This is a genomic window from Bradyrhizobium sp. CCBAU 45394, from assembly GCF_028128655.1.
GTDB classification, from domain to species: Bacteria; Pseudomonadota; Alphaproteobacteria; order Rhizobiales; family Xanthobacteraceae; genus Bradyrhizobium; species Bradyrhizobium diazoefficiens.
Window position 1 is genome coordinate 206,366 of the sequence record NZ_LBIX01000017.1, and the last position, 18,577, is coordinate 224,942.

Here is an 18,577-nt window from a genome sequence, read left to right on the forward strand (position 1 = left end):
AGTGCGCTGTTAGGAGCGCACGACGCTTCCTCCCCCTCTCCCCGCCTGCGGGGAGAGGGTTGGGGTGAGGGGGAGTCTCCGCGGGGACGGTGAAAGTTGGACTCGCGGAGAGCCCCCCTCACCCGGAATCCGCGCTTGCGCGCGCATTCCGGCCTCTCCCCGCAAGCGGGGAGAGGCGAACGACCGCCTTCTGAGCCGAGAGCGAGAATGACATCACACAGGACACACCCATGAAGCGCGCCTGGATGGATCGCTTTATCGACACGATCGAATGGATCGCGGCCGGCTTCGTCGGCCTCGTGGCGCTCGACATCTTCGTGTCGGTTCTGCTGCGCAACACGCTGAACTATTCGATCCCCGACAGCTTCGACATCGGCCGCATGCTGCTCGGCATCCTGATCTTCTGGGGCATCGCCGCGACCTCCTATCGCGGCACCCACATCACGGTCGACCTGGTCTGGGGCAATGTCGAGCCGCGCTATCAGCGCTGGATCGACGTGTTCGCCACCCTGGTGCTGCTGTTCGTCGTCACGGTGCAGACCTGGACCCTGTTCGACAAGGTGCGCGGCACCTACAACGACAATGTCCAGACCTTCGACATGCACATGCCTACCTGGCCGTTCTTCGCGATCGCCTGGATCGGCGACGTCTCCGCCGTGCTGCTGATCGCGATCCGCACCTACCGGCTGATCTTCCATCCCGAAGAAATGCACGACCCCAAGCTGAAGGCGACGGAGTAATCATGAGCACCGATGCCGTCGCCGTAATCGGCTTCGTTTCCCTGTTTGCGTTGATGCTGCTGCGCGTGCCCGTCGGCATGGCCATGGGCCTCGTCGGCGTCTCCGGCTTCTCCTATCTGGTCGGCGCCACGCCGGCGCTGAAGCTGGTCGGCCAGACCTCGATGCGCACGGTCACCGACTACACGTTCGGCGTCATCCCGATGTTCCTGCTGATGGGCTCCTTCGTCAGCAATTCCGGCATGAGCCGCGAGCTGTTCCGCGCCGCCAACGGGTTCGTCGGACATTTGCGCGGCGGGCTCGGCATCGCCACCGTCGGGGCCTGCGGCGGCTTTGCCGCGATCTGCGGCTCCTCGGTTGCGACCGCCGCGACCTTCTCCGCGGTCGCATATCCCGAGATGCGCCGCTTCGGCTATCCGCAGTCATTCGCGACCGGCGTGATCGCGGCCGGCGGCACGCTCGGCGCGATGCTGCCGCCCTCCACCGTGCTGGCGGTCTACGGCATCATCACCGAGCAGGACATCGGAAAACTCTTCATCGCCGGCATCATTCCGGGCCTGCTGGCGATGACCATGTACATGATCACGATCGCCCTGATCGGATACTTCCGGCCGGACTTCCTGCCCAAGGGCAAGGTGCTGCCGTGGCGCGAGCGCTTTGCCGGCCTGAAGGAGATCTGGGCGCCGGTCCTGCTGTTCGTCTTCGTCATCGGCGGCCTTTACGGCTTGCCCTTCCTGCCGCGCTTCACGCCGACGGAAGCCGGCGGCGTCGGGGCCACCGGCGCCTTCATCATCGGCGTCGTCACCGGCCGGCTCGACCGCGAGAAGATTTTGGCCTCGCTGCTCCAGGCGACGCGCACCGCCGCCGCGGTGTTCACCGTGCTGATCGGTGCGCTGATCTTCGGCTATTTCCTCACGGTGACGCAGACGCCGCAGAAGGTGACGGAATTCCTGACCGGCCTCGGCCTTGGCCCCTACGGCGTGCTGGCACTGATCATGGTGATGTATCTCGTGCTCGGCTGCCTGATGGACGCCATGGCGATGATCATCCTCACCGTGCCGATCATCTTCCCCGTCATCATGCATCTCGGCTTCGACCCGATCTGGTTCGGCGTCATCATCGTGATGACCGTCGAGCTCGGCCTGATCCACCCGCCGGTCGGCATGAACGTCTTCGTCATAAAAAGCGTGGTGAAGGACGTCTCCTTCTCCACCATCTTCAAGGGCGTGATCCCGTTCGTGGCGACGGATCTGGTGCGGCTGGTGATCCTGATCGCCTTCCCGCTGCTGGCGACGTGGCTGCCGACGCGGATGATGGCGCACTGATGATGGATTGAATGCGGGTTCTCGCCGCAACGGCGGTGATCTCCCTCGCCCCGCTTGCGGGGAGAGGGTTGGGGTGAGGGGGAGCCTCCGCGAGGACGGTGACGGTTGAACTCGCGGAGACTCCCCCTCACCCGGAATTCAAGCTGCGCTTGAATTCCGGCCTCTCCCCCAGGCGGGGAGAGGCGAAGACACCGGCGCCTTCTGACCGTGTGACCGTTGGAGTGACACATGACCCCCACCCTCGACACCAAATACGTCTTCACCATCACCGCCCGCATCGGCGACGTCGTCACCGCCGGCGAGACCGGCGTCGGCGTGCGCCGCATCATTCCGATCATCGGCGGCGAGGTGAAGGGCGCGGTCACCGGCAAGGTGCTGCCGTTCGGCGCCGACTTCCAGACCATCCGTCCCAACGAGCTGATCGACCTCGAAGCGAAATACGCCTTCGAGACCGCCGACGGCGCCATCGTCTATATCGAGAACAAGGGCATCCGCTTCGGTCCGGTCGAGCTGCTGCAAAAGCTCAAGCGCGGCGAGGCCGTCGATCCGAAACTGATCTATTTCCGCACCGTGCCGAAGTTCGAGACGGGGCATGAAAACTATCGCTGGCTGATGCAGCACATTTTCGTCGCCTCAGCCACGCGCCACGCGGACCGCGTGGTGATCGACGTGCATCAGGTGATGTAGTCCGACCGAATCTACAGTCCCCATTTCCACGGGGGCCGCTCGCCCGGGGTCAGCCACCGCAACTGCTCACTTTGCGTCGGCGTTCTCAGGCCATCTTTCCCAGACCCTCAACTTAAGATAGCCTTTGCACTTTAATAAACGCAAAAGCAGATGCGCAACATACTTTGGAGGCTATGAGTGAAGAAATACTTTGTCGTCCGACATCCCCGTTTCACGAGGACAAAATCACCCAAGGTGCAGGAGAGCGGTTCAGTCTACAGTGGTGTTGCAGCTTCGATCTTTCTCGCGATTGCGAGTGCCGCCATTGGCTACACTGTCAGCTTTGTTGATGAACATCGCAAAACACAAATCCAGAACGTAAACCTCCAGATCGAAAAATTGTATGGCCCCTTATATGCCTACAGCGTGGCCAGCAGGCAGGCATGGGAGGATCTACACAACACCTACAGAAAGGGAAAGGTCTACTATTTCAACGACAACGATATGCCGAACGCCGAACTCGTCGAGGTTTGGCGACGCTGGATGAAATCTGTGTTCATGCCCATCAACGTAAAGATGGAGTCTTCGATCGTAGAGAACTCGCAATTGCTCGATGGCAACAGAATATATCCGAGCTTCGTAGAGCTAATCTCTCACGTTGAATCCTACAAAGCCACGGTTGCGAGCTGGAAGGATACCGACGACTTAGCGCAACCGCAATTCCGAACCGCGAAAGCTAATACGGCGGTAATTGTCTATCCGCTCGATATCGATCGATGCATCGAGATGAGATTGCAGGCGACGCTCAGACGTCGCGCTCAACTGCAGGAATCATGGCTTGGATTTCTCAGTACGACCGAGGAGCATTTCCCCGGGTATTGTTCATAAAGTCATCGTGCCGCGGTGCGAGACCGGGCACGCACAGTATCGCTGGCTGATGCAGCACATTTTCGTCGCCTCAGCCGCACGCCACGCGGACCGCGTCGTGATCGACGTCCATCAGGTGATGTGAGGAATCGGTCTTTGACCCAGGGCGAACCTGGTTCAGAATGTGATCTGCACCAAGTTGTGCAGACCACGGGAGTCCCACCATGTCTCTTATGGCTTCCAGCGAACCAGTCCCCCAACACACCTTCGACTCCGCCGAAATGGGCGCCATCGCTCATCTCTACCGCGGCGAGGTCTATCGATCGACGATCTGGCGAACGCGGCTCGACAACACGACCAATTGGGCGATCGTCACGATGGGCATCGCGCTGTCGACGACATTTTCGAGCCCGGAGGCTTCGCCTCTACCACTCGTGCTTGTCGGACTGCTCCTTGCCGTGTTCCTTGGTATGGAGGCGCGGCGTTATCGCTATTTCAATGTCTGGCGTGCCCGGGCTCGTTGGCTGGAGAGGAATTTCTATGCGCCAATCTTCACCGGTGAAGCGCACGACGATAGCTGGAAGGCCGTTCTCGCGCGCGACTACACTGCGCCCCGCCATCACATTTCATTTGTCCGCGCTACCGGACGGCGGTTGCGTCGCAACTACGTCTGGATATTCGCCATCCAGGCGACAGCCTATTACGGCAAGATTGCAATCCATCCGACGCCTGCAATGACCTTGACGGAACTTATCGATCGCGCCGCCGTCGGACCGATTCCCGGCTGGGTCGTTCTGATCGTAGGCTTTGCCTACAATTTCGGGTGGCTGGCGTTTGCGCTCGGCACGATGTGGCTCGACCGACGCGAGCACGGGACCAAGGGCGACCGGGTGGCGATGGGCTGATGACATCGGCGGCTACCCGTTCCCCGGGGGAGCCGAGACGAGCGTAGCTGCCCCGACGCCAGGGAGGGCCTCCCTTGTTGACTCCTTGTAAATTCGTTATACAACATAACTATTCTGATAAGGACGCAAATGACACAGGGAAACGCCGAGACCGCTGACGCGGGTGCCTCCGGGCTGTTGAGGATCGAGCGGGCGGACAGGGTTCTGACCGTGGGCCTGAACCGGCCCGCCAAGCGCAATGCGCTCAATGACGGCATCATCCTGGAAATCGGCGAGTGCTTTGCGTCCCTGCCCGAGGATATCGGCGCGGTCGTCATCCACGGCATCGGCGACCATTTCTCCTCCGGCCTCGACCTGTCCGAACTGACGGAGCACGACGCGACCGGCGGGCTGCTCCATTCGCAGATGTGGCATCGGGTGTTCGACCGCATCCAGTATAGCCGCGTGCCCGTGATCGCCGCGCTCCGGGGTGCCGTGATCGGCGGCGGGCTGGAGCTCGCCTGCGCCGCCCATATTCGCGTCGCCGAGCCCTCGACCTATTTCGCGCTGCCGGAGGGGCAGCGTGGCATCTTCGTCGGCGGCGGCGGCTCGGTGCGGCTGCCGCGGCTGATCGGCGTTGCCAGGATGATGGACATGATGCTGACCGGCCGCGTCTATAGCGCGACCGAAGGCGCCTCCTACGGCTTTGCGCAATATCTGACCGAAGCCGGCAACGGGCTCGGCAAGGCGCTTGAGCTTGCGACCAAGATCGCCTCCAACGCGCCGCTGACGAATTTCGCCGTGCTCCAGGCGCTGCCAATGATCGCGGAAGCCAATCCGCAGACCGGCCTGTTGATGGAATCGCTGATGGCCACCGTCGCCCAGAGCGACAAGGAAGCAAAGCGCAGGATCCGCGAATTCCTCGAGCACAAGACCGCCAAGGTGAAGCCAAAGTCATGAGTGCACAGCCGTCCTCTTCCGGCACGGAGCGCGGCGCAAGCACTTTCCCGCTGCGGCCCATTTCGTTCGGCGATCCCGTCGTCAATATCGAACGACGCGAGGACGGGACGATCTACCTGCGGCCGAAGCAGCCGCTCGGCGACTATCCCGTCCGCATCACCGACCGTCTGCATCATTGGGCGACGACGACGCCGGACCGCGTCTTCATGGCGGAGCGCGAAGGCGGCCGCGGCTGGCGCAAGATCACCTATGCCGAGCTGCTCACCGCGAGCCGGCACATCGCCTCGGCGCTGATCCAGCGCGGCCTGTCGGCGGACCGGCCGGTGGTCATCCTCTCCGGCAATTCGATCGACCATGCGCTTTTGGCTTTCGGCGCGTTCTATGCCGGCGTTCCGTTCTGCCCGGTGTCGCCGGCCTATTCGCTGGTGTCGAAGGATTACGGCAAGCTCTCCTATCTGATGAAGCTCTTGACGCCCGGCCTCGTCTTCGCCGAGGACGCCGACAAGTTCTCAGATGCGCTCGCTGCCAATGTTTCGCTCGGCACCGAGATCGCCGCCTCCTACGGCCATGTGGCGGGCCGCGACGTCACGCTGCTCGCCGACCTCATGGCGACGCCGATCCGCGGCGATCTCGACGAAGTCCACGGCAAGATCGGCCCCGATACGATCGCGAAATTCCTGCTGACGTCGGGCTCGACCGGCAATCCCAAGGCCGTCATCAACACCCAGCGCATGATCTGCGCCAACCAGGTGATGCTGCGCGAGACCCTCGCCTTCCTCAAGGACGAGCCGCCCGTCATCATCGACTGGCTGCCCTGGAATCACACCTTTGGCGGCAACCACAATATCGGCCTGACGCTCTACAATGGCGGCTCGATGTATCTGGACGCCGGCAAGCCGATGCCCGGTGGCATCGAGGAGACCGTGCGCAATCTCCAGGAGATTTCGCCGACCGTCTATTTCAACGTGCCGAAGGGCTATGAGTCGCTGCTGCCCTATCTGCGCGACGACCAGGGCCTGCGCGCGAAATTCTTCGACCGGCTGCATGCGATGTTCTTCTCGGGCGCGGCGCTGTCGCCATTCGTCTGGGACAGCCTCGACGAGCTCGCGGTGAAGGAAAAAGGCTATCGCGTGCCGATGCTGACCGGCCTTGGCGCGACCGAGACCGCGCCGTTCTTCATGTCGGTCAATCCGCGCACCAGCCGCTCCGGCCATGTCGGCCTCCCCGTCTCCGGCAACGACGCCAAGCTGGTGCCGAACAACGGCAAGCTCGAGGTCCGCGCCAAGGGGCCGAACGTGATGCCCGGCTACTGGCGCCAGGCGGACATCACCGCAAAATCCTTCGACGAGGAAGGATTCTACAAGTTGGGCGACGCGCTCAAGCCTGCCGATCCCGATGATCTCAACGCCGGCTTCGATTTCGACGGCCGCGTCAGCGAGGACTTCAAGCTCGCGAGCGGTACCTGGGTCAGTGTCGGCCCCTTGCGCGCGCGCTTCGTTGCGGCCTGCGCACCGCTGGTGCGTGACGTCGTCATCGCCGGTATCAACCGCGACGAGGTCTCCGCGCTGGTCGTGCTCGACCTCGACGGCTGTAGGCTGGTCAACCCGACGCTGCCGGCCGACGACCTCGTCGTCGCGACGCGCGACCGGCTGGTGCGCGAGGCCTTTCGCGAGCGCCTGACCCGTTTCCTCGGCTCGGCTACCGGTTCCTCGACGCGGATCACGCGCGCGATCCTGATGGATACGCCGCTCTCGATCGACAAGGGCGAGGTCACCGACAAGGGCTCGATCAACCAGCGCGCGGTGCTGGAGCATCGCGGCGCGCTGATCGACGAGCTCTACGCTGCCAATCCATCGGACCGTGTGATATCGGTCGGCTAAGAAACCATCGCTATAGGAGAACGCCATGTTGTTGAAGGATCAGGCAGCCATCGTCACCGGCGGCGCATCGGGGCTGGGCGCTGCCACCGCGCGAAAACTGGCGGCGCAGGGCGCCAAGGTCGCGGTGTGCGACCTCAATGCCAAGCTCGCCGAAACCGTCGCCGCCGAGATCAAGGGCGTGGCGGTGACCTGCGACGTCTCCGACGCCGCTTCCGCTGAAGCTGCGATCGCGCAGGCGACCAAGGCCCACGGCCCCGCGCGCGTGCTGGTCAACTGCGCCGGCATCGGCGTGGCAAAACGCGTCGTCGGCCGCGATGGCCCGATGGCGCTCGCCGATTTCGACAAGGTGATCAAGGTCAACCTGATCGGCACCTTCAACATGCTCCGCCTCGCCGCAACCGAGATGTCCAAGCTCGAGCCGCAGGCGACCGGCGAGCGCGGCGTCATCATCAACACCGCCTCCGTGGCCGCCTATGACGGCCAGATCGGCCAGTCGGCCTATTCGGCCTCGAAGGGCGGCATCGTCGGCATGACGTTGCCGATCGCGCGCGAGCTCGCACAGTTCGGCATCCGCGTGCTGACGATCGCGCCCGGCCTGTTCCTCACCCCGCTGCTCGCGAACCTGCCGCAGGAAGCCCAGGATTCGCTCGCGGCCGCGATCCCCTTCCCGCGCCGGCTCGGCAATGCCGACGAGTTCGCCGCGCTCGCGCTGCACATGGTCGAGAATTCGTACCTCAACGGCGAGGTGGTGCGCCTCGACGGCTCGCTGCGCATGGCGCCGAAGTAAATTCATGAGCGATATTGCAGCAGCGTCCTCGACCTTACCTCTCCCATTGGGAGAGGTCGGCGCGCAGCGCCGGGTGAGGGGCTTTGCACTATCGAGAGACCGAAACCCCTCACCCGAATTGCTGCGCAATTCGACCTCTCCCTACGGGAGAGGTGAGAGCCGGCCCCAACGAGTACCAACCACATGTTCGTGAACCGGCGCGACGTACAGATCCAATGGGGCGATTGCGACCCCGCCAACATCGTCTATTACCCGCGCTATTTCAGCATGTTCGACGATTCGACCTCGGTCCTGTTCGAGAAGGCCGGCTTCTCGAAGCAGGACCTGGTCCACAAATACGGCCTGGTCGGTATCCCCATGGTCGACACGCGGGCCAAGTTCTACATCCCCTCGACCCATGGCGACTGGATCACCATCGAGACGAAGATCGAGAGCATCAAGCGCTCGAGCTTCGAGGTGAAGCACAACGTCTACAAGGCCGCCGATCTCGCCATCGAGGCATTCGAGACCCGCGTCCTGGTCGGCCGCGACCCGGCCAATCCGGAGAAGCTGAAATCGGCACCGTTTCCGGCGGAAATGGTGACCAAGTTCACGGGAAGTTAGATCGGGGAGCTAAATCGCCGCATCACCAAAAGAGGGGGCTGAATTACCCCCCGATTTCTGCTTTCAAAGAAACACGTCAAGGGAGGAACAATAGATGAAACGCTTTTACCTGACCGCCGCGATCGCCGCGGCGACGCTTACCCTGCCGGCCCTGCCCGCGCTGGCGCAGACCAGCGAAATCACCATCGGCATCACCACCACCACGACCGGCCCGGGCGCCGCCCTCGGCATTCCCGAGCGCAATGCGCTGGAATTCGTGCCGAAGGAGATCGGCGGCGTGCCGCTGAAGGTGATCGTGCTCGACGACGGCGGCGATCCCACCACCGCGACCACCAACGCCCGCCGCTTCGTCACCGAATCCAAGGCCGACATCATCATGGGCTCGGCGCTGACGCCGCCGACCATCGCGGTCTCCAACGTCGCCAACGAAGCCGGCATTCCGCATTTCGGCCTCGCGCCGTTCCCGATCACGCCCGAGCGCATGAAGTGGTCGGTGGCGATGCCGCAGCCGATCCCGATCGTGGGCAAGGTGCTGTACGACCACATGAAGTCGAAGGGTGTGAAGACCCTCGGCTATATCGGCTACTCCGATTCCTACGGCGACCTCTGGTTCAACGACCTGAAGGCGCAGGCCGTGCCGATGGGCATGACCATCGTGGACGAGGAGCGCTTCGCCCGTCCCGATACGTCGGTGACCGGACAGGTGCTCAAGCTCGTCGCCGCCAATCCCGACGCGATCCTGGTCGGCGCCTCCGGCACCGCGGCCGCGCTGCCGCAGACCGAGCTGCGCGAGCGTGGCTACCAGGGCCTGATCTACCAGACCCATGGCGCCGCCAGCATGGACTTCATCCGCATCGCCGGCAAAGCGGCCGAAGGCGTGCTGATGGCCTCGGGCCCCGTCATGGACCCCGAGGACCAGCCGGACGAAGCCGCCACCAAGAAGCCGGGCCTCGCGCTCAACTCGGCCTATGAAGGCAAGTACGGCTCGAACAGCCGCAGCCAGTTCGCCGGCCATTCCTATGACGCCTTCGAGATCCTGAAGCGAGTCATCCCGACCGCGCTGAAGACGGCCAAGCCCGGCACGCCGGAATTCCGCGAAGCAATCCGCCAGGCGCTGCTGTCGGAGAAGGAATTGGCGGCGAGCCAGGGCGTCTACAACTTCACCGAAAAGGACCGCTACGGCCTCGACGAGCGCTCGCGCATCCTGCTCACGGTGAAGAACGGCAAGTACACGCTGGTGAAGTAAGCGCTGCGACAGTTTCGAGACGACGAGAGCCGGCCCGATGGGCCGGCTCTTTTCTTTTGGCTTCCTTGAGGCGACGCTAAGCCGCCTGCCGCAGCGGGGTCCAGGCGAACTCCGGATAGTAATTGTCCATCATGCGGTCGACATAGGCGGTGAGGTTCGGGAAGCCCTCGGCCCGCTGCCGCAAACCGGATTCGAAGAACGGCGTCAGGATTCCGGCGAGTGCGCCGAAGGCGGTGGCATCGACACCGCAGGGCTTGTTGCCCATCAGATAGGCCTTGTCGCCGAGCTGCACCGAAAGCGCGAACAGCGAGCGCACCGCGAGATCGACGTCGTCGTCCGGTGCGTGGCGGCCGAGCCCGGAGAGCAGATAGTTCTCGGCGACACGGAATTGCGCATCCTCGCGCAATTTTTCGCGATTGTGTTCCGGCGCGCCGTCGAAGAAATGCGACGGGCCCTTGGCGAAATTGACCGGATCGACCCAGCGCGCGCCGACCAGCGCCCAGTAGACGTGATGCTCGATCATGCGCTCGAACGCCCAGGCCTGTGCACGCTCCTGCAACGAGAGCCCGGCGTCGAAATCGAAGCCGTAGCGGCGCTCGATATGGGCGCGGATGAAGGTGGAATCGGCCACCGCCTCGCCGCCGTCGTCGATGAACGGCAGCTGCCCCTTGGGGGAGGCGGGCGGCATCGCGCGCTCCTTCCGGTAGGGCAGTCCCGCCATCTTGAGCTGCACCTCCGTCTTAGTGACGAAGGGGCTGATTTCCGGCAAGCCGAAGCCGGTGCCAAAGCCGTAAAGCGTGATCATAAAGCTCTCCTGAACCACCGAAAGAGTTGACGAAACCTAACCGCGGGCTGCTGCCACCATGGTGGCAGCAGCCGTGATATCTTCTGCGAAACGGGCCCCTCGCCAGGCGCGGCCCATGATGTGGCGGACCAGCGCGTCCGCAGCCTGGATCAGCGAGCGTGTCACCATGGTCGCGAGCGCAACGCGGAGGTCGACGACGGTGAGATCGAAAAACATGAGCCGGCTGAAGGCCAAAGCGTGCAGCACGGCCTGCGCCCGCCACAGCGGACCGGCCGGGCTGAAATGGGTTGGGATGATCATGGACAAATCCTCTTCAGTCGATGTGTTGTCCCGGTATAGAACCCCCCTGCTGCCAACATCCTGTCAGCATCCACGCGCCGGATTTTGAGCGGGCTGCGGTCAGGAATTTGGAAAGAGAATTGTCATGAGACGCGCCGACCGGCTGTTTCAGATCATCCAGGTGCTGAGGCGCACGCGTAAGCCGCTGACGGCGGATGCGATTGCGGCCGAGCTCGAGACCTCCAAGCGCACGATCTATCGCGACATCGCGACACTGATCGGCCAGCGCGTGCCGATCCGCGGCGAAGCCGGCATGGGCTACATCCTGGAAAAGGGTTTTGACCTGCCGCCCCTGATGCTGACACCCGACGAGATCGAGGCGGCGGTGCTGGGCGCGCAATGGGTCGCGGGCCATGCCGATTCCACACTGGCGCGCGCGGCCGAAGATCTGATGGCGAAGATCGCCGACACCGTGCCTGAGCGCCTGCGCCCCTTCGTGCTGGAGCCCGCGAGCCGCGCGCGGCCAAGCTGGAACAGGGAGCCGGACCGCCTCGACATGGCGCGCACGCGCACCCAGATCCACGAAGGCAAGAAGATCATGCTGCGCTATCGCGACGAGCAGGGCCGCCCCAGCGAGCGCATGATCTGGCCGATCTCGGTCGGCTATCTCGAAGCCGTGCGCCTGCTCGCGGCCTGGTGCGAGCTGCGCAGCGACTTCCGCAGCTTCCGCACCGACCGCGTCGTGGAGGCGACCTATCTCGACGAGAAATATCCGGAGCGGCGCGACGTGCTGCGCGCAAAATGGCGGCAGAGCCTGGTCTGGGGCCCGCCAAAGGACACGTGACGACGATGGAAGAGCCATCCCCCATCGACCTGTCGAGCTGCTGCCAGAGCTGCGGCGCCTGCTGCGGCTATTCGGAGAACTGGCCCCGCTTCTCGATCGAGAGCGACGAGGAGCTTGCGGCGATCCCGGAGGCGCTCGTCAATGCGCGGCAGTCCGGCATGCGCTGCGAAGGCGATCGCTGCTCGGCGTTGCGTGGGGAGATCGGGAAAGAGACCGCCTGCGGCATCTACGCCGTGCGGCCGGAAGTCTGTCGCACCTGCATGCCGGGCGACGCCGAATGCGCAATGGCGCGGCGGAAGTTCGGGCTGCCGATGATCGCGAACCCTTAGGCGGGGACAGCTTCGCTGATTTCGTCGTCGAGCTCGTCATCGAGCGGTGCAAGCACCGAGAGCGGCTTGGTCGACAGCGTGATCGGCTTGCGGCCACCCGACAGCGACGGTGAGGATTTGGCGACGCCTTCGCGCGACAGCGCGTAGAGCGTCGAGCCGACACGGCCGCCGTTCTCGATCAGGTCGCGCTCGCTGCAGCTGCCCGCGATCGCGACCGCCAGCGAATGCAAATGGCTGCGGCGATAGCAGAACAGCGCCAGCTTCGCGCGTGCGTCAGGGGAAACACTCTCAACCAACCTCGGCAGGCCACTCTCGCTGGCGCGATACATCTCGCCAAGGAGCTCGTCGCGAACCGGGCAGAAATCGCTTTCAAAGGCGTCGCGGCTTGAAAACATTGCAGTTCTCCCTCGTGTGGGGAAGATGCAGCGCAATTCTCTAACGGAAGGTTAACCACCCCTGACGGTAGTCACCCGGGGTTCCTTGTGCCCTCCCCGCGAATCGGAGGCGGCGGGAATTGCCACTTGCCGTCATTCCGGGGCTCGCGAAGCGAGAACCCGGAATCTCGAGATTCCGGGTTCGGTCCTGCGGACCGCCCCGGAATGACGGGTGCAAGCAATCAGTTCGCCGCCATGAAGATGGAGAGGCCGAAGCCGGTCAGGTGATGGAGCGCCTGGTCGACGCCGATCAGGGTCCAGAACCAGGGGTGCGCAAGGTCGACCCCGAAATTGGCGGAGACGAACCCCTTGGCGCGGTCGATCGTGATGTGGATCACGAAATCGATGAAGGCCACGAACCAGAATTTCGGCGCGACGATCAGGATCAGCGGCAGCGCAACCGCAAGGTGAATCAGGCAATGCACCAGGAGCGGCAGGGCCCAGCCGTGCTTCTGGTCCTTGCCATGCGCCATCCAGGCGGTCTGCAGGACGAAATCAGCGATGATGTGCTTGAACGTGAGCAACAACATCCAGCCAATGAGCGCCTCAACCGGAACCGCCGATGACATGGGTGGAAACGACAAAGCTGACGCCCTCATTGAGGTGACAAGAAAAGATTGGAGCGTTCAGCGCAACTTCTTCTTGGACCGGTCAAATCGCCGGGACCTCTGATTTATGACACCTCCCGCACCGGAATGCAGCCGGGGGGAACCGGAAAATCGCCAACTGTGGCTAACTGGTGATAGGATGACCAATCGCCGCGTCGGCGTGGAGTAAGGTTACCTCCGGCTCGAAATTTGCATTCCGGTACCGGCAAGCTATCATTGACGATAGAGAATATCGTTCTTTTTTCAGGCGTTTAAGAATTGCAGGGGCGCACGCAGCGATCGGATCCGCGAGCCGCCCGCGACCCAGAATAAGGCCAGAGTGCTGCCATGAGTACTGAAGGCCCGACCACATCGTCGGTCGAACCGCCGCCCCGGCGCCCCAAGGTAATCAAGACCAATCAGCAGCAGGTCCTGCTGTACGTCGTGCTGACCCTGCTGCTGTCGCTTGCCACCGTCTGGGCCGGCCGCGCGCTGGTGCACAATTCGGAGACGCTGACCTTTGCCGTCGGCGCACCCAACAGCGACGAGGCGCTGTTCGCGGCCAAGCTCGCCGCACTCCTGAAGAACAACGCCTCGCGCTTCCGCATCAAGATCGTCAACAACCCTGACAATGCCAAGGCGCTTGCCCAGTTCGACCGCAAGCAGGCCGACCTCGCCGTGCTGCGCACCGACGCCAAGGTCCCGCTGCGGGCGCGCACGCTCGCGATCCTCGAGCACGATCTCGTGCTCCTGCTTGGACCCGGCAACAAGAAGATCAAGTCGCTTGCCGAGCTGAAGAAGAAGAAGGTCGCAGTCCTCGCCGAGAACGAGTCCTCGCTTGCCTTCGTCCGCGGCATCCTCGACATCCCCGACGGTCCGGACGCCGCCAGGATCCAGATGGCGCCGCAGGGCGCAACACTCGACAAGCTGCTTGCGCCGGGAAACGGCTTCGGTGCGGTGATCGCCATCGTCCACGCCTCGAAAGCGGTGCGGGACAAGGCCTATGAGCAGGTCGCCAAACGCGGCGGCTTCACGCTCAACGCAATCGACGAGACCAAGGCGCTGGCACGCAAATTCCCCGGCATTGCCGACGAGACGCTGACGGCAGGGACGCTGTCGGTCTCGCCTGAAATTCCCGACGACGACCTCGAAACGATCGGGCTGGAATGGCTGCTGGTCGCGCAATCCAGGATGTCGGCGGCCACGGCGGGCGAACTCGCGCGCACCGTCTACGAGAACAAGTCGGCCCTCGGGCTCGACAGCGGCTTCGCCAGCAGGATCGAGCCGGCCTCGGTCGAGAAGGACGCCTATGTGATGGCGCATCAGGGCGCGGCCGATTACATCAACGACGACACCAAGTCGTTCATGGATAAATACAGCGACCTGATGTATCTCGGCGCCGCGGCGCTCAGCGTCATCGGCTCGATCTTCGCCGCCATCTACGCCAAGATCACCCGGATCGCACCGGAGAAGGCCAGCGAGCTCTCCACCGCCATCCTCGACATCGGCGAGCGCATCGAGCACGCCCACTCGCTGGATCAGCTCGAATGTCTCCAGGACGAGCTGGAAGGCATCCTGCGCGGCGCGGTCATCGGCCTCCGGGACGGCACGATCAGTACCGACGGGCTCGACACCTTCAAGCTCGGCTACGAATTCGTCCGCGACGAGATCGGCATGCGTCGCGACTACCTGAAGCGCCATGCCGGCGAGATCGACGAGACCGCCCAGGATGCCGGCCCTCCCCAGCACGACGACAGCAACGTTGTGGTGGTCAAGACCGCGCAGAGCGCTTGACCCGCCCACCTGGCACTCTCGGGGCAGGGCGGGCGGACGTCTTCCGGGAGGATCAACCGCCGGAACTCGGGAACCCTCCCCATCCGCAACCATTGGTTTCCGGATACAACCGGAGAACGCGCCATGCGTATACTCCTCATGATCTTCCTCGTGGGAATGCTGGCAGCGGTTGGCTATTTCGCTTATTCCGCGATGGCGGTCGAAGGCGAGCCGATCCCGACGGAAGGCTATGTGGCTCTCGCGCTGGGGGCGGGATTTTCCGTCGTCGTGGGCATCGGCCTGATGGTCCTGCTGTTCTTCAGCAGCCGCCGCGGTTACGACGAGCCGCCGCATTTCAGGTAGCGGCAGGACCGGCTGCCGCCCCCCGCCTTCGTCTTCCCATTTGCCGCGGCCCGCGCCCGTCGTTGACGGCCTCGGCCCGGGCAGGCACTTTGACACCGAGGTCCCAGCCGGGACCGCAAAAGCCGAGACTGCTGAAGCGAAGACCGCTAAAGCCAAGATCGCAAAAGCCAAGACCGCAAAAGCCAAGACCGAGCCACCTTCCCGCATGTTCAAGCCGCTGATCTCCGCTCTGGCCCAGTTCGTGGCCGCCACGGCCGGCCGCAACATGACCAAGGCGGCCTATGTTGCGGTCGGCGTCGGCCTGCTCAGCATGGTGCTGCTGACGGTTGGCCCGGCCTATGAGACGGCGCCCCGCTGGGTCGATGCCCTGCTCTGGGCCTGCCTCGCCTATTTCGTGTTCGAATGGGTCGTCCGGCTGCGCCACATGAGGCGAACCGAGCGCCTTGCGCTCTACATGTCCTCCTCCGCCGGCATCGTCGATGCGATCGGAGCACTGGCCGTGCCGGTCGCGCTGGTTCTCGGCGTCGAGCTTCGGACGGCCTGGCTGCTCAGCGTGCTCTGGGTGCTGAAGGTGGTGCCGGGCATTCCGGGCCTGCGCCAGCTCCGCCGTGTCCTGGTGCTGGAATCGGGGCCGCTGGTCAGTGTGCTCGTGATCTTCCTGATGGTGGTTTTCCTCGCCTCCGTCGCCGAATATTTCCTGGAGCGGGACGTGCAGCCTCAGACCTTCGGCAGCGTGCCGGCGGCGCTGTGGTGGGCGGTGGTCACCTTGACGACGACCGGCTATGGCGACGTCGTGCCGGTGACGCCTCTGGGGCGCATGGTGGCGGCGCTGGTGATGATCTCCGGCCTCGGCGTGTTCGGTCTCTGGACCGGTATCCTGGCAACCGGCTTTGCCGCGGAGACCCGGCGCGACAATTTCCTCAAGACCTGGGAATCCGTCAGCAAGGTGCCGTTCTTTGCGGCGCTTGGACCGGCGGCCATCGCCGACGTCACCCATATGCTGCGGACCATGGAGCTGCCGGCGCGCACCATGATCATCCGCAAGGGCACGCAGGGCGACTGCATGTATTTTATCGCTGCCGGCGCGGTCGAGGTCGACCTGCCCGGCAAGAAGGTTCAGCTCGGCGAAGGCGCCTTCTTCGGCGAGATGGCGCTGCTCGGCAACAACATGCGCGGCGCCAACGTCTCGACCACGAAGGTGTCGCGGCTCCTGGTGCTCGATCTCGTCGATTTCCGCGTGCTGATGGCGCGGCATCCCGACCTCGCCGAGACCATCGACGCCGAGGCGAAACGGCGCACGCTCGAAAACAGGTAAAGGGAGACAAGAATGTCGGATATAGCCGACGCAGCCTCTGGCCCCGTGCTCGAACGCGACGGCGCGCGGGCCACCATCCGCCTCAATCGTCCCAAGCATCTCAACCGGCTCCAGGCCGAAGATCTCGGCGAACTCGTCAAACTGTTCGACCGGATCGAGGCTGATCCCGCGATCCGCGTGCTGGTGCTGACCGGCACCGGGCGCGCCTTTTCGGCGGGCTATGATCTGAATTCGGTCGCCGAGCGCGCGGTGAGCGCAAGCGAGCAGCAGAGCGCGGGCTCGGCCTTCGAAGCGGTCGTCAACCGGCTGGAGGATCTCGGCGTGCCGACCATCTGCCGGCTCAATGGCGGCGTCTATGGCGGCTCGACCGACCTCGCGCTCGCCTGCGATTTCCGCATCGGCGTCGACACCGCCGAGATGTTCATGCCGGCGGCGCGGCTCGGGCTGCACTATTACCGGAGCGGCATCAAACGCTACGTGACGCGGCTCGGCGTCGACAATGCGAAGAGGCTGTTTTTGACCGCGCAAAAGATCAGCGCGCCGGAGATGCTGCGGATCGGCTATCTCACCGCCATGGTGGCGGTGGAATTCCTCGACGAGGAGGTCGACAAGCTTGCCGGCGTCCTCGCCGGCAACGCGCCACAGGCGATGCGCGGCATGAAGCGCGCCATCAACGAATTCGCCCGCGGCGAATTGGATGAACAAGCCGCCGACCAGCGCCACCGCGACAGCATGCGCGGCGACGAGATCAAGGAAGGCATCAAGGCGTTCGCGGAAAAGCGGCCGCCAAAATTCTGATCACGCCCGCTTCGACCGCATCGCGCGCACCTGCGTGAGCTTGGGATCGCGGACGAGCGCTTGGTAGCGTTTGCTGTCGACGGCGTAAATCGCGATCCGGCCCTCACTGTCGGCATGAACGCCCCAGCCAAAACGCTTGCCCAGGCTCGATGCCCTCATGCACGCCTGCCCCCGGGAGAAGAACGCTTCACGAGCCGCACGCTTCTCCGTCTTCGTCGCCTTCACATCGAGCTCGCGTCCCGGCGCAGACGTCGCGAAGATCACGTCGTCGGACGTGTGTTTGTAGGGTGCCTTGGCGATCATCTCGTATTGCAGGGACGCCACCGTCGGCTTTCCCGCGCGCAGCGGCGGCTCCTCGCCAGTATGCGCCGGACAGTCTTCAGCGACCCGGATGAAGGTGTTGAAGCAGTTGGTCGTGTGAATTGTCATCTGCAACCCTGGATCATTCAACCGCCAGCAGCCGCAGCATGCTGCGCCGCCATCTCGTCATCTGCCGCATTGATCCGCTGGAACGCTGGCCGTGACGTCATCCGCTCGGCATAGCGGACGAAGACGTCCTTTTTCGGCACGATGCCGAACATCATCGTCCAGCTGAACGCGACGCCCCATAGCACGTCTGCTGCTGTCATGCGCTCGCCGAGCAGATACGGCCCCTTCGACAATTGCGCCTCGAGCGCACCCAGCATGGTGTCGTAATCGGCATAGGGCGATTGCGTGATCGGTGCCGGCTCGCGCTGCATGAACTTGTCGATTAAAGCCGGCTCGAACGATGCGCCGTAATAGGCGATCCAGCGCAGATAGGGGCCGCGCAGCGGATCGTCCAGCGCGGGCGTCAATCCCGCCTGCGGAAACAGGTCGCCGAGATAAATGGTGATGGCGACCTGCTCGGTCACCAGCGCATCGCCGTGGCGGATCGCCGGCACCTTGCCGAGCGGGTTGATCGCGAGATAGGCGCCCTGCCGCTGCTCGCCGGCCTTCATGTTGAGGACATGGAGATCGTAGGGCGCCCCCAACTCCTCCAGCAGCACGCGCGTGCCGGTGGCGCGGCTTTGCGGCGAGTAATACAGCGTGATGCGGTTCGGATCGGTCATGGCA

Annotated in this window: 22 protein-coding genes and 1 pseudogene; 17 read left to right on the plus strand and 6 right to left on the minus strand. The window is 63.8% G+C overall.

All coding sequences use genetic code 11. The annotated features are described in order from the left end of the window. The first annotated feature begins 230 nt into the window (after positions 1–230). From WN73_RS10465 to WN73_RS10515, 11 genes and pseudogenes are all read left to right on the plus strand, one after another. Entirely contained in the window at positions 231–740 is a 510-nt protein-coding gene (locus WN73_RS10465; protein ID WP_011090564.1) for a TRAP transporter small permease, read from the plus strand. A gap of 2 nt (positions 741–742) precedes the next feature. Continuing rightward, positions 743–2,062 carry a TRAP transporter large permease gene (locus WN73_RS10470; protein ID WP_028173789.1) on the plus strand — a complete coding sequence of 440 codons (1,320 nt, stop codon included), beginning with the start codon at positions 743–745 and terminating at the stop codon, positions 2,060–2,062. A 228-nt stretch (positions 2,063–2,290) separates the two neighbouring features. Beyond that, a complete protein-coding gene (locus tag WN73_RS10475; RefSeq protein WP_271552632.1) occupies positions 2,291–2,749 on the plus strand; it encodes a DUF3237 domain-containing protein in 459 nt (152 codons plus the stop codon). A 177-nt stretch (positions 2,750–2,926) separates the two neighbouring features. After that, the gene (locus WN73_RS10480; RefSeq protein WP_271552633.1) at positions 2,927–3,616 is read left to right on the plus strand and encodes a hypothetical protein; all 690 of its coding nucleotides are present in this window, start codon (positions 2,927–2,929) and stop codon (positions 3,614–3,616) included. 7 nt (positions 3,617–3,623) lie between these two features. Next, a pseudogene (locus tag WN73_RS10485) lies at positions 3,624–3,740 on the plus strand (DUF3237 family protein); the annotation flags it as partial. Between the two features lie 79 nt (positions 3,741–3,819). Beyond that, a complete protein-coding gene (locus WN73_RS10490; protein ID WP_011090567.1) occupies positions 3,820–4,500 on the plus strand; it encodes a DUF2270 domain-containing protein in 681 nt (226 codons plus the stop codon). Between the two features lie 129 nt (positions 4,501–4,629). Further along, entirely contained in the window at positions 4,630–5,439 is an 810-nt protein-coding gene (locus WN73_RS10495) for a crotonase/enoyl-CoA hydratase family protein (RefSeq protein WP_011090568.1), read from the plus strand. Further along, positions 5,436–7,319 carry a feruloyl-CoA synthase gene (locus tag WN73_RS10500; protein ID WP_028173787.1) on the plus strand — a complete coding sequence of 628 codons (1,884 nt, stop codon included), beginning with the start codon at positions 5,436–5,438 and terminating at the stop codon, positions 7,317–7,319. The genes WN73_RS10495 and WN73_RS10500 overlap by 4 nt, the downstream gene beginning before the upstream one ends. A 25-nt stretch (positions 7,320–7,344) precedes the next feature. Next, on the plus strand, positions 7,345–8,106 hold the full coding sequence (locus tag WN73_RS10505) for an SDR family NAD(P)-dependent oxidoreductase (protein WP_011090570.1): 762 nt from the start codon (positions 7,345–7,347) through the stop codon (positions 8,104–8,106). A 183-nt stretch (positions 8,107–8,289) separates the two neighbouring features. After that, the gene (locus WN73_RS10510) at positions 8,290–8,709 is read left to right on the plus strand and encodes an acyl-CoA thioesterase (RefSeq protein ID WP_271552637.1); all 420 of its coding nucleotides are present in this window, start codon (positions 8,290–8,292) and stop codon (positions 8,707–8,709) included. A 94-nt stretch (positions 8,710–8,803) separates the two neighbouring features. Continuing rightward, positions 8,804–9,955 carry an ABC transporter substrate-binding protein gene (locus tag WN73_RS10515; protein ID WP_271552638.1) on the plus strand — a complete coding sequence of 384 codons (1,152 nt, stop codon included), beginning with the start codon at positions 8,804–8,806 and terminating at the stop codon, positions 9,953–9,955. A gap of 76 nt (positions 9,956–10,031) precedes the next feature. Here WN73_RS10515 and WN73_RS10520 read toward each other — a convergent pair whose 3' ends face one another. Both WN73_RS10520 and WN73_RS10525 read right to left on the minus strand, forming a co-directional pair. After that, the gene (locus WN73_RS10520) at positions 10,032–10,760 is read right to left on the minus strand and encodes a glutathione S-transferase family protein (RefSeq protein WP_271552639.1); all 729 of its coding nucleotides are present in this window, start codon (positions 10,758–10,760) and stop codon (positions 10,032–10,034) included. 36 nt (positions 10,761–10,796) lie between these two features. Then, positions 10,797–11,060, minus strand: a complete 264-nt coding sequence (locus WN73_RS10525; RefSeq protein ID WP_011090574.1) for a hypothetical protein — start codon at positions 11,058–11,060, stop codon at positions 10,797–10,799. 124 nt (positions 11,061–11,184) lie between these two features. Here WN73_RS10525 and WN73_RS10530 point away from each other — a divergent pair, with 124 nt between their 5' ends. After that, positions 11,185–11,883: a helix-turn-helix transcriptional regulator gene (locus WN73_RS10530; RefSeq protein ID WP_011090575.1), complete on the plus strand. Its 699-nt coding sequence runs from the start codon at positions 11,185–11,187 to the stop codon at positions 11,881–11,883. Between the two features lie 5 nt (positions 11,884–11,888). Further along, the gene (locus tag WN73_RS10535) at positions 11,889–12,212 is read left to right on the plus strand and encodes a YkgJ family cysteine cluster protein (RefSeq protein ID WP_028173786.1); all 324 of its coding nucleotides are present in this window, start codon (positions 11,889–11,891) and stop codon (positions 12,210–12,212) included. Here the strand turns inward: WN73_RS10535 and WN73_RS10540 are convergent. Beyond that, positions 12,209–12,607 (minus strand): hypothetical protein, encoded by a 399-nt coding sequence (locus WN73_RS10540; protein ID WP_028173785.1) that lies wholly within the window; start codon positions 12,605–12,607, stop codon positions 12,209–12,211. The two genes, WN73_RS10535 and WN73_RS10540, sit on opposite strands and share 4 nt — an antisense overlap. A 221-nt stretch (positions 12,608–12,828) precedes the next feature. Next, on the minus strand, positions 12,829–13,176 hold the full coding sequence (locus WN73_RS10545; RefSeq protein ID WP_049832502.1) for a DUF3307 domain-containing protein: 348 nt from the start codon (positions 13,174–13,176) through the stop codon (positions 12,829–12,831). Between the two features lie 405 nt (positions 13,177–13,581). On the opposite strand from WN73_RS10545, the gene WN73_RS10550 reads away from it, so the two are divergent. The 4 genes from WN73_RS10550 to WN73_RS10565 all read left to right on the plus strand — a co-directional run bounded on the left by WN73_RS10550 (position 13,582) and on the right by WN73_RS10565 (position 17,482). Beyond that, positions 13,582–15,027, plus strand: a complete 1,446-nt coding sequence (locus WN73_RS10550) for a TAXI family TRAP transporter solute-binding subunit (protein ID WP_271552642.1) — start codon at positions 13,582–13,584, stop codon at positions 15,025–15,027. Positions 15,028–15,150: 123 nt separating this feature from the next. Beyond that, positions 15,151–15,369, plus strand: coding sequence for a hypothetical protein (locus WN73_RS10555; protein WP_271552643.1), 219 nt, complete (start codon positions 15,151–15,153; stop codon positions 15,367–15,369). 205 nt (positions 15,370–15,574) lie between these two features. Beyond that, entirely contained in the window at positions 15,575–16,684 is a 1,110-nt protein-coding gene (locus tag WN73_RS10560) for a cyclic nucleotide-gated ion channel (RefSeq protein WP_011090580.1), read from the plus strand. Positions 16,685–16,696: 12 nt separating this feature from the next. Continuing rightward, positions 16,697–17,482 carry an enoyl-CoA hydratase/isomerase family protein gene (locus WN73_RS10565; RefSeq protein WP_011090581.1) on the plus strand — a complete coding sequence of 262 codons (786 nt, stop codon included), beginning with the start codon at positions 16,697–16,699 and terminating at the stop codon, positions 17,480–17,482. On the opposite strand, the gene WN73_RS10570 is transcribed toward WN73_RS10565, so the two are convergent. Both WN73_RS10570 and WN73_RS10575 read right to left on the minus strand, forming a co-directional pair. Then, a complete protein-coding gene (locus tag WN73_RS10570; RefSeq protein ID WP_011090582.1) occupies positions 17,483–17,911 on the minus strand; it encodes a DUF6157 family protein in 429 nt (142 codons plus the stop codon). 17 nt (positions 17,912–17,928) lie between these two features. Next, the gene (locus WN73_RS10575) at positions 17,929–18,573 is read right to left on the minus strand and encodes a glutathione S-transferase family protein (protein WP_028173779.1); all 645 of its coding nucleotides are present in this window, start codon (positions 18,571–18,573) and stop codon (positions 17,929–17,931) included. Between the last annotated feature and the right edge of the window lie 4 nt (positions 18,574–18,577).

Coding starts and splice junctions, on each gene's coding strand:
- WN73_RS10570 (WP_011090582.1), bottom strand. CDS start 17,911: ATGACAATTCACACGACCAACTGCTTCAACACCTTCATCCGGGTCGCT.
- WN73_RS10500 (WP_028173787.1), top strand. CDS start 5,436: ATGAGTGCACAGCCGTCCTCTTCCGGCACGGAGCGCGGCGCAAGCACT.
- WN73_RS10515 (WP_271552638.1), top strand. CDS start 8,804: ATGAAACGCTTTTACCTGACCGCCGCGATCGCCGCGGCGACGCTTACC.
- WN73_RS10565 (WP_011090581.1), top strand. CDS start 16,697: ATGTCGGATATAGCCGACGCAGCCTCTGGCCCCGTGCTCGAACGCGAC.
- WN73_RS10475 (WP_271552632.1), top strand. CDS start 2,291: ATGACCCCCACCCTCGACACCAAATACGTCTTCACCATCACCGCCCGC.
- WN73_RS10470 (WP_028173789.1), top strand. CDS start 743: ATGAGCACCGATGCCGTCGCCGTAATCGGCTTCGTTTCCCTGTTTGCG.
- WN73_RS10540 (WP_028173785.1), bottom strand. CDS start 12,607: ATGTTTTCAAGCCGCGACGCCTTTGAAAGCGATTTCTGCCCGGTTCGC.
- WN73_RS10575 (WP_028173779.1), bottom strand. CDS start 18,573: ATGACCGATCCGAACCGCATCACGCTGTATTACTCGCCGCAAAGCCGC.
- WN73_RS10550 (WP_271552642.1), top strand. CDS start 13,582: ATGAGTACTGAAGGCCCGACCACATCGTCGGTCGAACCGCCGCCCCGG.
- WN73_RS10525 (WP_011090574.1), bottom strand. CDS start 11,060: ATGATCATCCCAACCCATTTCAGCCCGGCCGGTCCGCTGTGGCGGGCG.
- WN73_RS10560 (WP_011090580.1), top strand. CDS start 15,575: ATGTTCAAGCCGCTGATCTCCGCTCTGGCCCAGTTCGTGGCCGCCACG.
- WN73_RS10490 (WP_011090567.1), top strand. CDS start 3,820: ATGTCTCTTATGGCTTCCAGCGAACCAGTCCCCCAACACACCTTCGAC.
- WN73_RS10535 (WP_028173786.1), top strand. CDS start 11,889: ATGGAAGAGCCATCCCCCATCGACCTGTCGAGCTGCTGCCAGAGCTGC.
- WN73_RS10465 (WP_011090564.1), top strand. CDS start 231: ATGAAGCGCGCCTGGATGGATCGCTTTATCGACACGATCGAATGGATC.
- WN73_RS10510 (WP_271552637.1), top strand. CDS start 8,290: ATGTTCGTGAACCGGCGCGACGTACAGATCCAATGGGGCGATTGCGAC.
- WN73_RS10505 (WP_011090570.1), top strand. CDS start 7,345: ATGTTGTTGAAGGATCAGGCAGCCATCGTCACCGGCGGCGCATCGGGG.
- WN73_RS10530 (WP_011090575.1), top strand. CDS start 11,185: ATGAGACGCGCCGACCGGCTGTTTCAGATCATCCAGGTGCTGAGGCGC.
- WN73_RS10555 (WP_271552643.1), top strand. CDS start 15,151: ATGCGTATACTCCTCATGATCTTCCTCGTGGGAATGCTGGCAGCGGTT.
- WN73_RS10545 (WP_049832502.1), bottom strand. CDS start 13,176: ATGTTGTTGCTCACGTTCAAGCACATCATCGCTGATTTCGTCCTGCAG.
- WN73_RS10495 (WP_011090568.1), top strand. CDS start 4,630: ATGACACAGGGAAACGCCGAGACCGCTGACGCGGGTGCCTCCGGGCTG.
- WN73_RS10520 (WP_271552639.1), bottom strand. CDS start 10,760: ATGATCACGCTTTACGGCTTTGGCACCGGCTTCGGCTTGCCGGAAATC.